8 protein-coding genes are annotated in these 12947 nt (G+C 40.9%); 4 read left to right on the plus strand and 4 right to left on the minus strand.

The window, feature by feature from the left end; translation table 11 throughout:
• Positions 1–93: 93 nt before the first annotated feature.
• Both D0T85_RS19750 and D0T85_RS19755 read left to right on the plus strand, forming a co-directional pair.
• Positions 94–3288: a TonB-dependent receptor gene (locus D0T85_RS19750; RefSeq protein ID WP_239060773.1), complete on the plus strand. Its 3195-nt coding sequence runs from the start codon at positions 94–96 to the stop codon at positions 3286–3288.
• Between the two features lie 11 nt (positions 3289–3299).
• The gene (locus D0T85_RS19755) at positions 3300–4946 is read left to right on the plus strand and encodes a RagB/SusD family nutrient uptake outer membrane protein (RefSeq protein ID WP_163215236.1); all 1647 of its coding nucleotides are present in this window, start codon (positions 3300–3302) and stop codon (positions 4944–4946) included.
• Positions 4947–5034: 88 nt separating this feature from the next.
• Here D0T85_RS19755 and gap read toward each other — a convergent pair whose 3' ends face one another.
• Positions 5035–6039: a type I glyceraldehyde-3-phosphate dehydrogenase gene (gene gap / locus D0T85_RS19760; RefSeq protein ID WP_163215237.1), complete on the minus strand. Its 1005-nt coding sequence runs from the start codon at positions 6037–6039 to the stop codon at positions 5035–5037.
• 140 nt (positions 6040–6179) lie between these two features.
• Between gap and mscL the strand changes: the two genes are divergently transcribed.
• On the plus strand, positions 6180–6617 hold the full coding sequence (gene mscL / locus D0T85_RS19765; protein WP_163215238.1) for a large-conductance mechanosensitive channel protein MscL: 438 nt from the start codon (positions 6180–6182) through the stop codon (positions 6615–6617).
• A gap of 68 nt (positions 6618–6685) precedes the next feature.
• Here the strand turns inward: mscL and D0T85_RS19770 are convergent, their stop codons facing one another.
• The gene (locus tag D0T85_RS19770; protein WP_163215239.1) at positions 6686–7024 is read right to left on the minus strand and encodes a YegP family protein; all 339 of its coding nucleotides are present in this window, start codon (positions 7022–7024) and stop codon (positions 6686–6688) included.
• Positions 7025–7694: 670 nt separating this feature from the next.
• Between D0T85_RS19770 and guaA the strand changes: the two genes are divergently transcribed.
• Positions 7695–9218, plus strand: coding sequence for a glutamine-hydrolyzing GMP synthase (gene guaA, locus D0T85_RS19775; protein ID WP_163215240.1), 1524 nt, complete (start codon positions 7695–7697; stop codon positions 9216–9218).
• Positions 9219–9311: 93 nt separating this feature from the next.
• Here the strand turns inward: guaA and D0T85_RS19780 are convergent, their stop codons facing one another.
• Together D0T85_RS19780 and D0T85_RS19785 are read right to left on the minus strand one after the other, a co-directional pair.
• On the minus strand, positions 9312–11597 hold the full coding sequence (locus D0T85_RS19780) for a bifunctional dihydroorotate dehydrogenase B NAD binding subunit/NADPH-dependent glutamate synthase (protein ID WP_163215241.1): 2286 nt from the start codon (positions 11595–11597) through the stop codon (positions 9312–9314).
• A gap of 69 nt (positions 11598–11666) precedes the next feature.
• A complete protein-coding gene (locus D0T85_RS19785) occupies positions 11667–12887 on the minus strand; it encodes a S9 family peptidase (RefSeq protein ID WP_163215242.1) in 1221 nt (406 codons plus the stop codon).
• Positions 12888–12947 lie beyond the last annotated feature (60 nt).

Here is a 12947-nt window from a genome sequence, read left to right on the forward strand (position 1 = left end):
AAACTTAAAGCCTATGTAACATACTGTAGAACAACAAAAAGAGACTAACATTAATTTCGAAAAGAAGTTATACATTAAAATTCTATCACATTTATGAAAAAACAAAAAACCATGTTGAGGAACTTCAGAGTTTTCTCAACCAGTATTCTTAGTGCCTTTACTGCCACGTTTCTTCTAACCCATCCAGTATCTGTTTTGGCCAATTCGGGTCAGAATGAAATCTCAATTCAAACACCTCATCAAAACACAGCAAAAGCAACCGGTGTAATTGTTGATAAAAACAACGAGCCCATTATTGGTGCAAATGTTAAAGTAAAAGGAGGTTCTGCCGGAACAATAACCAATTTAGATGGAGAATTTACCGTAGATGCCCCTGTAGGTTCAACCCTTGTAATCTCGTTTATTGGCTATAAATCAACCGAAGTTGTATTTAATGGCAGCTCATTAAAAGTACAGTTGGCCGAAGACAGCGAATTGCTTCAGGAAGTAGTTGTTGTGGGTTATGCAACTGTAAAGAAAGCCAATTTAACAGGTGCGGTATCGGCCGTTGATAACAAAGTTATTAAAGACCGCCCTATCATAAACCTGGGTCAAGGTTTGCAAGGGGTTATTCCTAACCTCAATGTATCAACCAGTGGCCGCCCCGGCGAAGGATCAAGTTTCACTATCCGCGGAACAGGATCAATCAGTTCAGGATCGGGCAAACCGCTTGTGTTGATAGATGGGGTTGAAATGGATCCCAACATGATAAACCCTCAGGATATTCAGAATATCTCTGTATTGAAGGATGCGGCTTCTGCTTCAATTTATGGATCGCGTGCTGCTTTTGGGGTAGTACTTATCACTACAAAAGACGGACGCAAAAACGAAGCACCCAAAGTAACTTTTGATGCTACGATATCTTTCAACTCGCCAACCACCCGGCCCGAGTATATGAACTCAATGGAGTATGCTAACTGGATGAATGCAGCTAACATGACTACCAACGACAAACCATACTTTGACGATGAATGGATGAAACACATTCGCGATTACTACGAAAACCCATCGAAAAGCAGCCCTGTATTTGTACATAGCGACCCAACGGAAAGTAGTAACGGACGTAAATACACATACGCCGGCAACACCGATTGGATGAAGGAAATGTATAAAACCAGTTACCCGATTCAGCAATACAACATCAGTATTAACGGTGGATCGGAAAAAGTGACCTATTATACATCGGCTGGATTAACCGATCAGAGTTCGTTGCTTCGTTATGGTAATGAGTCGTTTAAAAAGTTCAACTTGGTAAATAACATTAGCTATGATATAGCCAAATGGTTAAAAGTTGGTATGAAAACATCGTTCAACCGTACCGAGTTGAGTGGTCTAAATCAAACACGTGTTCACGGCGACAACTTTATTGGTGGTGACACACGCCCCATTATGCCGGTTAAACATCCGGATGGTAACTGGGCGGGACAAGGTAACTTTACCAACTTTGCAGCCATACTCGAAGATGCTGGTAGCCGCTGGACTCGTAAAAACGACTTCTGGAATACAATTACTGCCCGGATAACTCCTTTTGCCGGAGCATCAATCAACTTTGACTATACATTCAATTTCTATAGCCGGGTAGATAAGCAACATGTAAAAACCCTGAACGAATATGGTGTTGATGGACAATATTTGCAGGTTTTCCCACATACAAATCCAAATGGAGTGTACCAATATCAGGCTGATGATACATACAATGCAGTAAACTTGTTTGCCGATTATGAAAAAACACTTGGCAAACACTACCTCAAAGGATTGGTTGGGTTCAATCAGGAAGAAAAGCATGTCAGAAGCTTCAATGCCGAAAGAAGAAATCTTATCTCGAACGATATCCCTTCATTGAGTGTTGCAACCGGCGACCGTTATGTAGGTAGTAACGACAACTCATGGGCATTACGCGGTGCTTTCCTTCGTTTAAATTATAGCTTCGACGATAAGTACTTGATTGAAGTAAACGGACGTTACGATTTGTCTTCCCGTTTCCCCAAAGACGATCGTGCTGTATTTAATCCATCGGCCTCAATTGGTTGGAGAATATCGAATGAAAACTTCTTCAAAGGTGCCCGTAATATTGTAGACGAATTGAAAGTAAGATTCTCGTATGGTAGTTTAGGTAATCAATCGCTAGATCAGTATCAGCCTTATTTATCTAATTACAGTAGTGCCCAATTGGCTTGGATTATGGGGTCAACACAACCACAATATGTAACACCGGGCGGATTGGTTAGCAGTACACTTACTTGGGAAACCGTTACACAATGGGACCTTGGTGTGGACTTTGCTTTGCTTCAGAATCGCCTGAAAGGTACATTCGACTACTATCAACGACGCACTTCGGACATCCTGATGACTGGTAAGCAATTGCCGGGTATTCTGGGAACCAACGAACCGATGCAGAATGCTGCCGAAATATTAAACAAAGGTTGGGAAGTAGAACTGAGCTGGAACGATGTGTTGCCAAATGGTTTATACTATTCGGTAGGCGTTAACCTATCCGACTATCAGGCTGAGGTTACCAAATACGACAACCCAAGTGGTAGTTTCAAAGATTACTATGTTGGAAAGAAAATCGGTGAGATATGGGGATACAAAACAGCCGGACTATTTCAGAGTACAGAAGAAATAAACAGTGCACCCGATCATACCTTATTGAATGGTAAAACTCCACTACCTGGTGATATACGTTTTGAAGACCTGGATGGTGATAAAAAAATCCATTGGGGCGAAGAAACCATCTACAAACCAGGCGACCAGAAAATCATTGGTAACTCTACCCCACGCTACCAATATGGGTTCAGGGGAACTGCGGAATGGAAAAACTTCGACCTGAGCTTCTTCTTCCAGGGTGTTGGTAAACGCGATATCAATTTGCCACAGAAATTATTCCTGGCACACTATGACAGTCAATGGCAAGTACCTTCGAAAGTAAACACCGACTATTGGACCGAAGATAATCGCAATGCGTTATTCCCCCGTCCGCGTTTCGATGGTGGTGGTTGGTTTAATCAAACACAAACCCGGTTCTTGCAAAACGGTGCATATCTGCGTATGAAATCGCTTACACTGGGTTACTCTATTCCTAAGAACATTTTAAACCAAGTGGGTATTGAAAAATTACGTGTTTATTTCTCGGGCGAAAACCTGTTCACTATCAAACATACATTCGAAGGATTCGACCCCGAGTTAACCGATCCGTATAAATATCCTTTCCAAAAATCGTTTGCCTTTGGTATTAGTTTAACACTCTAAACAATTACAAGATGAAAAAATATAAATTATTTCTAGCAATAATAGCCTCAATTACACTTCAGGCTTGTAATGATGGTTTCCTCGATCGCTATCAGGAAGCTATTAACGATGGAACTTTTTGGAATACTCCAAACGATTTGAAAACGTATGCAAATCGTTTCTATTCATACTTCCCTAGCGGACTGGTATCTCTTGGCGATGGTAGCAGCGATAATCAAGTGCCTCATTCGCGTCCGGATTTCTTCTGGAACGAGTATCCTATTCCTAATACCGCGTCTACCTGGAACAAAAGTGCATGGTCGCACATTCGCTATACCAATTATTTTTTGGCTCGCTATACAAAAGCCACAGGAACAGAAACAGAGATTAACCAGTATGTAGGCGAAGTACGTTTCTTCCGCGCACTGGATTATGCAAATAAAATCAATACATTTGGTGATGTGCCTTGGTTGGAAGAAGACCTCAGCACAAACGACGATGATATTCTGTATGGCCCACGCATGAAACGGGAATTGGTAATGGATAAAATTATTGAAGACCTGGATTATGCCATTAAGTGGTTACCCGAACGCCCCGAAACCGGAAGAATAGGTAAAGATGTTGCACGCCACATAAAAGCACGCTTGTGCCTGCGCGAGGGTACTTATTACAAGTATCACACCGAACTTGGAATTAGTGCCGACAAAGTAAAAACCTTACTTGAGTTAGCAGCAAGCGCAGCAGCCGAAGTTATGGCAACCGAGAAGTACGCCATTTATACTACAGGCGATCCCTTGAACGATTATTATAACATGTTTCTGATAGAGGATAAATCGGGATTGTCAGAAGCTATTTTACCTTCGACTTATAAAAAAGACATCAGACAACATAACTCAACCCGTTCCATAAGCGAAGCTAAATCCGGTTTCTCTAAAGATTATGTAAATGCATACTTGTGTACAGACGGTAAACCAATTGGTATAAGTGAGTTGTATAAAGGAGATAAGAACATTGCTGATGAAACAACAAATCGCGACCCACGTTTAAAACAAACCATTCTGACTCCTGATTTTGCATGGAGAATAGCAGATAATGGTACAGTTACACGCCTTGGAGAGGATAACCTTATTAGCAATTATTGTTATACCGGTTATAACATAATTAAGTATTACTCTAATATAGAGGCCAATCATCAGGCAAACTCCAATACGTACGATGGTATTGTTTACCGTTATGCCGAAACATTACTTATTTATGCCGAAGCAAAAGCTGAGTTGGGAACAATTACACAATCGGATCTGGATAAGTCTATCAACTTGTTGCGCAACCGTGTTGGCATGCCTCATTTAAAAACCGAAGTTGGATTTGTTGATCCTAACTGGCCGGAATGGGGATATGATTTATCGACTCTGTTACAGGAAATCCGCCGCGAACGCCGTGTTGAGTTAGGTGGCGAAGGATTCCGGTGGGAAGATATTCTACGTTGGAAAGCTGGTAAAATTACCGATAATCCCAGTACCTATATTGGCAAATGGATTCCGGAAGAAGGCAAATATGCCGAGGTATACGGTGCCGACCGCATAAGAAAATGGAACGACAAATTATACCTTTATCCAATCCCTACCAATGAGATTCTGCTGAACCCACAACTAGCACCACAAAACTCTGGATGGGAATAAAACCACAATCATCCAAATTTACTTAAGCACAAAAAAGGCAGCCTTCATACCGAAGACTGCCTTTATTATATTGGAGTATCTTATCCGATTATCCGTTAATTTTTGCCATGTGAGCAATAAGTTCAAGACATTTGTTTGAGTAACCCCATTCGTTGTCATACCAAGATACAACTTTAACAAATGTTGGAGTTAATTGGATACCAGCTTTAGCATCGAAGATAGAAGTACGAGCATCACCGATGAAATCAGAAGATACTACATCGTCTTCAGTATATCCAAGGATACCTTTCAATTCGTTTTCAGAAGCTGCTTTCATAGCTGCACAAATCTCAGCATAAGTAGTTTCTTTAGCTAAGTTTACAGTTAAGTCAACAACTGATACATCTAAAGTAGGAACACGGAAAGCCATACCTGTAAGTTTTCCATTCAATTCAGGAATAACTTTACCTACAGCTTTAGCAGCACCTGTAGAAGAAGGGATGATGTTACCAGCAGCAGCACGACCACCTCTCCAATCCTTGATAGAAGGACCGTCAACTGTTTTTTGAGTAGCAGTTGTAGCGTGAACTGTAGTCATCAAACCATCTTTAATACCGAACTTGTCGTTCAATACTTTAGCGATAGGTGCTAAACAGTTAGTTGTACAAGAAGCGTTTGATACGAATTGAGTACCTTTAACATAAGAGTCAAGGTTAACACCGCATACAAACATTGGGGTATCGTCTTTTGAAGGAGCCGACATTACAACATATTTTGCACCAGCATCAACGTGAAGCTGAGCTTTATCTTTAGAAAGGAATAAACCAGTTGATTCAACTACATATTCAGCACCAACTTCGTTCCATTTCAAATCAGCAGGATTTCTTTCAGCAGTTACACGGATTGCTTTTCCGTTAACGATTAATTTACCATCTTTTGCTTCAGCAGTACCATTGAAACGGCCATGGATTGTATCATATTTCAACATGTAAACCATGTATTCTACGTCAATCAGGTCATTGATACCTACAATTTCAATGTCATTTCTTGTTTGAGCAGCACGGAAAACTAAACGTCCGATACGGCCAAAACCATTAATACCTACTTTAATCATTTTGTTTAAACTTTTAAGGGTTTTATAATGTTACTTTATAAAATATGTAGAAATACTGCATATTCGTTTTAAAAATGCGCTGCAAAATTAATAATTTGTTTCTATATTCACGCACGAATTAAATATTAATAATAAAAAAGATGGGAAAAAGTAATTTTTGGCACGACTTCAAGGTGTTTGCTATGAAAGGGAATGTAATTGATATGGCTGTTGGTGTAGTAATCGGCGGCGCGTTTGGTAAGATAGTTTCCTCATTGGTTGCTGATGTTATTATGCCACCTCTGGGTTTACTGATAGGTGGTGTTAATTTCACCAACCTGAAATGGGTAATGAAACCTGCCGAAGTTGCTGCCGACGGAACTGCTATTGCCGAAGTTACTCTTAATTACGGTAGCTTTTTACAACAAACATTCGACTTCCTGATTGTTGCATTCTCTATTTTTATGTTTATAAAATTAATAAATAGATTAACAACTAAAAAGAAAGTCGAAGAAGAAGCAAAACCCGCAACACCTCCAGCTCCAACGAAAGAAGAAGTGTTGCTTACGGAAATCAGAGATCTTTTGAAGAAGAATTAAGCGCGAAAGCGCGAAGGGATAAAGGCACGAAAGGTTGTTATCCTTTCGCGCTTTCAACCTTTCGTGCCTTATCCCTTCACCGTTAAATCAACAATTTCCGCTTCCGGTGCATTCTTTTTTACCGATGCAATACCATTATTCATTGCAGCTTCGGAATTATACATCTCACTAACACCAATAACTTGTCCGTTTGATGCTTTCAGGGTGAAATAATCTCGCTTATCTTTTGCTTTCTTCTTTTCATATCTCACATCAAATTCACAGTTTTTACGCACTGATTCAATTGCTTTTATGCAATTATGCTTTGCGGTATACCCTTCGCTCGTTAAAATGATTTCTCCATTGCCAGCTTTCAGGTTATACTGGAACTGGTCGTTTTTTCTTTTACTGATTTCAAATTTTCCCATGATCTTATATTTTAATATAAAGAAAACGTATTCTTGCATTGATATGTTCAAAAGAAACAGCTTAAACTGCGTTCATCCGCGTATCCATAATCAAAAAATGCAGTTCATTTGCACCTCAAATGCAGTTCATTTACACCTCAAATGCAGTTCATTTAGCATGCAAATGCAGTTCATTTAGGGTGCAAATGAACTGCATTTGTAGTTGAGAGTTGAGAGTTGAGAGTTGAGAGTTACGATGCCGCATGGAACTCTCAACTCTCAACTCTCAACTAGAGCATCAACATCAGCAGTTTCTTTTTTATCTTTTTCTACTGATGTTTTCTTTTCTGTTATGTTATGTTCTGTTGCCATGGCATTACCATTTTCTTTCTGCTAGCGTTTGTTCGCGTTTTTCTTTCCAACTATACTGCGTTTAACTATCGCATCATTGCAATTACGCACAACCTATGTAGCATATTCAGACGAAATCAACGGTGGTCATTTTCCATTCTATCTACAACACATCATCAATCTATTTACAATCTATTTACAACGAATGTGCAATGATAGAGCTCACTCTACCTCACTTTAAAAAAGTTTTGGTTCAAACCCATACAAATAAATCATAGTGTACTAAGAAAAAGAACTAAAAATCGTATTTTTGTACCCAAATTCAAACACACCATATTTTATGCAGGAAAAAATAATAATACTTGATTTTGGTTCGCAAACAACGCAGCTTATCGGTCGTAGAATACGAGAGTTGGGTACATACTGCGAAATTGTGCCTTACAACAAATTTCCTTTCAATGATGCTTCTGTTAAAGGAGTAATACTTTCGGGTAGTCCTTTCTCGGTGTACGATGAAAGTGCATTTAAAACAGAGTTGAAAGATATCAGAGGAAAATATCCTATACTCGGTATTTGCTATGGCGCACAGTTCATTGCATACACAAATGGTGGTACTGTTGAGTCTGCCGGAACTCGCGAATACGGACGTGCACATCTTGATAAATTTGAAAAAAACAATCCTCTGTTTAAAGGTGTAAGCGAAAACTCACAGGTTTGGATGAGTCATGGCGACACAATCACTTCCATACCATCTACTTTCAAAACAATAGCGTCGACCAACGAGGTAGCTATTGCTGCTTATCAAATTGAAGGTGAAAAAGTTTGGGGAGTACAATTCCACCCCGAAGTTTTTCATACTACAGACGGAACCCGGATTCTTGAAAACTTCCTGGCAGATATTTGCGGTTGCAAACAAGACTGGACACCGGCTTCTTTCATTGAAAGCACAGTGGCCGAATTGAAAGAGCAACTAGGAAACGACAAAGTTGTACTAGCATTAAGCGGTGGGGTAGACTCGTCGGTTGTAGCTGTATTGCTAAACAAAGCTATTGGTAGAAATCTGACCTGCGTATTTGTAGATCATGGTTTACTGCGCAAAAATGAGTTTACCAACGTAATGAAAGATTACGAGTGTTTAGGACTTAATGTAATTGGTGTTAATGCTTCCGAACGTTTCTACAAAGAACTGGCAGGAGTTACTGAGCCTGAAAGGAAACGCAAAATTATAGGAAAAGGCTTTATCGATGTTTTCGATGAAGAGGCGCACAAACTAACCGATGTAAAATGGTTGGCACAAGGTACTATATATCCGGATATCATAGAATCACTTTCTATAACAGGAACTGTTATCAAAAGCCATCATAATGTAGGTGGATTACCCGAAAAAATGAACCTGAAACTTTGCGAACCTTTGCGGTTATTGTTCAAAGATGAAGTTCGTAGAGTAGGTCGTGAATTAGGCATGCCCGAACATTTAATAACCCGTCATCCGTTCCCAGGACCAGGACTTGGAGTACGTATTCTGGGAGATATCACTCCCGAAAAGGTGCGCGTTCTTCAGGATGCCGATGATGTATTTATTCAGGGACTGCGCGAATGGGGATTGTACGATAAGGTATGGCAAGCAGGAGTTATCTTGTTACCTGTACAATCGGTAGGTGTTATGGGCGATGAACGTACTTACGAAAATGCTGTAGCATTGCGTGCAGTAACATCGACCGATGCTATGACTGCCGATTGGGCTCATTTGCCTTACGAGTTCCTTGGTAAAATATCGAACGATATTATAAATAAGGTAAAAGGGGTGAACCGTGTAACGTATGATATCAGTTCAAAACCCCCAGCGACCATAGAGTGGGAATAAGAAAAGCCCTGATTCTGAACACTATAAAAATAGCCTCAACTTACTACGGTTGAGGCTATTTTGTTGATATTCATTTATAACAGATATTCCCTGTCAACCTTTCAATCGTTCATTCATTGCAGCCGCAGCCTTACGACCATCGCCCATGGCAAGAATTACAGTAGCCCCACCACGTACAATATCACCACCGGCATAAATCATCGGAATAGACGATTGCATAGTATCATCGACTGTGATAGTTCCCCATTTTCCCATTTCAAGCCCTTTAATAGAACTCGGAACAATTGGGTTAGGAGATACACCAACACTTACAATTGCCAGATCAATATCAATGGTTTCGGTAGCACCGGGAATGGCAACCGGACGGCGACGACCGGAATTATCTGGTTCGCCAAGTTCCATCTTTTGCAAAATAACCTGTTTAACTGCACCATTTTCATCAGCAATATATTCTATTGGATTGTGCAGGGTAAGGAATTCAACACCTTCCTCCTTGGCGTGTTTTACTTCTTCAAGGCGTGCAGGCATTTCCTCTTCCGAACGGCGGTAGATAATCATCGCCCTTTCGGCACCCAGACGTTTGGCTGTACGCACAGAGTCCATAGCTGTATTACCGCCACCAATTACTGCCACATTTTTGCCGAAAGTAACCGGAGTATCCGAATCTTCGCTTGCGGCATCCATCAAATTTACACGGGTCAGGTACTCGTTAGACGACATGATGTTGATTGAATTCTCGCCCGGAATATTCATAAAGTTAGGCAATCCAGCGCCCGAAGCAACAAAGAATCCCTGAAAGCCTTCTTCCTTCAAATCATCTACACTGATGGTTTTACCTACTATGCAATCTTTTTCGAACTTAACGCCCATCTTTGAAAGGCTTTCGATCTCTACATCTACAATCTCATTGGGCAAACGGAATTCGGGGATACCGTACTTAAGTACACCACCAATCTCGTGCAAGGCTTCGAATACAGTAACATCGTATCCATGTTTAATCATATCGCCCGCAAACGAAAGTCCCGCAGGGCCCGAACCGATAACGGCTACCTTTTTACCGTTCTTGTTGGTGATTTCCGGAACATAAATCTTGCCGCTTTCGCGTTCGTAATCGGCAGCAAATCGTTCAAGGTTACCTATTGCAACGGCGTCTTTACCTGTTTTCAGATGAATACATTTAGCTTCGCATTGTTTCTCCTGCGGACATACACGACCACATACAGCCGGAAGCGCACTGGTTTCTTTCAGTACTTTGGCAGCTTCCAGAAACTCGCCCCGTTCAATGTTCTTGATAAAGCGGGGAATATCAATCTCAACCGGACAACCTTCCATGCAGCCGGGCTTGGCACAGTCTAAGCAACGCTTAGCTTCCAGAATAGCCTGATCGGCATTAAGTCCCTGGTTTACCTCCTCGGTACGGTGCTTAATACGGTACTCGGGGTTCAGCTCGTTCATGTGAACGCGGGGAATGGTTGTACGTTCTTTGGCTTTCATGCTCTTGCGGAGTTCTTCACGCCAAGGGGCATCACGGCCGTCAACATTCTCGGGTTTGGTAGCTTCGCAGGCCGAAAGCTTATTCATTTCGTTGCGCTCAATGTTTTTAAATGCTCCCATACGCTTAAGCATTTCATCGAAATCAACCTGATGACCATCAAACTCTGGGCCGTCAACACATACAAAGCGTGTTTTACCACCTACATTGATACGGCATGCACCACACATACCCGTACCATCTACCATGATGGTATTGAGCGAAACATCTGTTGGAATATCGTATTTCTTCGTTAGCAAACAAACAAACTTCATCATGATTGCCGGACCGATAGCAAAGCATTTATTTACCTTTTCGCGCTTAATAACCGATTCAACACCTTCGGTTACCAGACCTTTTTGTCCGTAAGAACCATCATCTGTCATGATAATAACCTCGTCCGACGATTCGCGCATTTCTTTTTCAAGAATAATCAATTCCTTGCTTCTGCCTGCCAAAACAGTAATAACCCTGTTACCCGCAGCCTTTAATGCTTGTACAATAGGAAGCATAGGTGCAACACCCACACCACCACCGGCACAAACTACCGTTCCGAAGTTCTCTATATGAGTGGCTTGTCCTAAGGGGCCAACCACATCAGTTATATAATCGCCTACATTCAGGGCGGCAAGTCGTGAAGACGACAATCCCACTTCCTGAACCACCAATGTAATCGTTCCTTTCTTTATATCGGCCCCGGCAATGGTTAAAGGCACACGTTCGCCTTTTTTTCCAACCCTGACAATTACAAAGTGTCCGGCTTTTCTTGCTTTGGCAATAAGAGGGGCTTCAATCTCCAGTTTAAATACTTTGGGTGAGAATTGTTCTTTGCTAACGATCTTGTTCATTTTCTATTATTTTGTTCGTATACCAATTAAGTAACTATCAGAATGATAGTTCGCAAAGGTACTGTTTATTTAAATATTATGCAATCTTCCCAGCAACAATTGCAGATAGTATGGCAGTGTAGTAGCATGATCTCCTCCCGGCATTGGATAAGCTTTTACCTTACATTCTTTTTGTTTCATTGCTGCATAAGTAGTTTCTGTACATACCGGATAAACCCAATTATCGTTTGTACCATACACAAAGATAAGACTATCTGCCGGCACAAAATTGGTGTAAGAGTTTTCTTTCAGAATGCTTATTAACTCCTTATCACTCTCGTTCTGAACATTTGTCAGGAAGCTTTCTTTGAATAACAGTTGCGGGTCGGTATTGAGTTCCAGCTTCTCCGGATTAAAATAACCCAGATCGTAATTAGTAGCCTTTAGCAGTGCATCATCTTTGGTCGAAAAGATATCGCTGAACCCTTTCGAATAATTATAGTTGCGCTTATACATATCCAGTACCCACAAATAAGAGCTGATGGTGTGTAAATCCTGAGTCTCTTCTTTGGCAAAAAACTCTTTCGACAAAGCATATTGATCGTATGGGCCCGAACCGGCCAACACCTTATTTATAGTAAATCCGGATTGGGCTGTTTCCTGTATCTTCTTTTGAAGCGATAGGGCTGCATAGCCTCCTTCCGAATAACCGGTAATAAACAAATCGGTATTCAACCAATCAGACTCAAGTTTATCGTTGGTTATCTCGGCGCAAGCACGAGCAAAATCGAACGATGCTTGTCCCAACGATGCATCGTGCAAATAAGGATGTACAACATCAGCGCTAGCACCATAACCAATATAATCGGGCAACAATACCGCACAATTATTTATTGATGCTAACGAAATACCCAGAAACACTTCCAGCGAGAAGTTGAGTATACCATTCAAACTTTGTGAGGGGGCTTCATCTTTTGATAAAGTGCCATGGTGATAAATTACTGTTGGAAAATCCGGATTCAACTCTTCGGAAACCATAAGTGCCCCCGAAGCATTGATCTTTTTGCCATTATATTCGGTTTGGTAGGTTACTTTATACAAATTGACCTTACTCTTCAGTAAGGGGGCAAATTCTCCATAACCATATTTCTCTAAAGCAGCAGCTAGCAGCTTGGGCTGTGCAGTGACTGTATAAGAGGCTTCGATAAGGTAATCGTATTCAACTGTTGTTCCCGAATCCGGAGTATCATCGTCCGAACAACTTATAACCAACAATCCCACTAGCATTAAGTAGAGAGCAAATCTTTTCATATTCTTTTTTAATATTATAATTGGAGTGCAAAAGTACAATTTATTTTTCTTAAGTTTGTT

It is taken from the genome of Bacteroides sp. 519 (assembly GCF_010500955.1).
Classification (GTDB): domain Bacteria; phylum Bacteroidota; class Bacteroidia; order Bacteroidales; family Bacteroidaceae; genus Bacteroides.

Excerpts from the sequence above, each read along its gene's own strand:
- D0T85_RS19780 (WP_163215241.1), bottom strand. The coding sequence starts at position 11,597 with ATGAACAAGATCGTTAGCAAAGAACAATTCTCACCCAAAGTATTTAAA.
- D0T85_RS19755 (WP_163215236.1), top strand. The coding sequence starts at position 3,300 with ATGAAAAAATATAAATTATTTCTAGCAATAATAGCCTCAATTACACTT.
- D0T85_RS19750 (WP_239060773.1), top strand. The coding sequence starts at position 94 with ATGAAAAAACAAAAAACCATGTTGAGGAACTTCAGAGTTTTCTCAACC.
- guaA (WP_163215240.1), top strand. The coding sequence starts at position 7,695 with ATGCAGGAAAAAATAATAATACTTGATTTTGGTTCGCAAACAACGCAG.
- mscL (WP_163215238.1), top strand. The coding sequence starts at position 6,180 with ATGGGAAAAAGTAATTTTTGGCACGACTTCAAGGTGTTTGCTATGAAA.
- D0T85_RS19770 (WP_163215239.1), bottom strand. The coding sequence starts at position 7,024 with ATGGGAAAATTTGAAATCAGTAAAAGAAAAAACGACCAGTTCCAGTAT.
- gap (WP_163215237.1), bottom strand. The coding sequence starts at position 6,039 with ATGATTAAAGTAGGTATTAATGGTTTTGGCCGTATCGGACGTTTAGTT.
- D0T85_RS19785 (WP_163215242.1), bottom strand. The coding sequence starts at position 12,887 with ATGAAAAGATTTGCTCTCTACTTAATGCTAGTGGGATTGTTGGTTATA.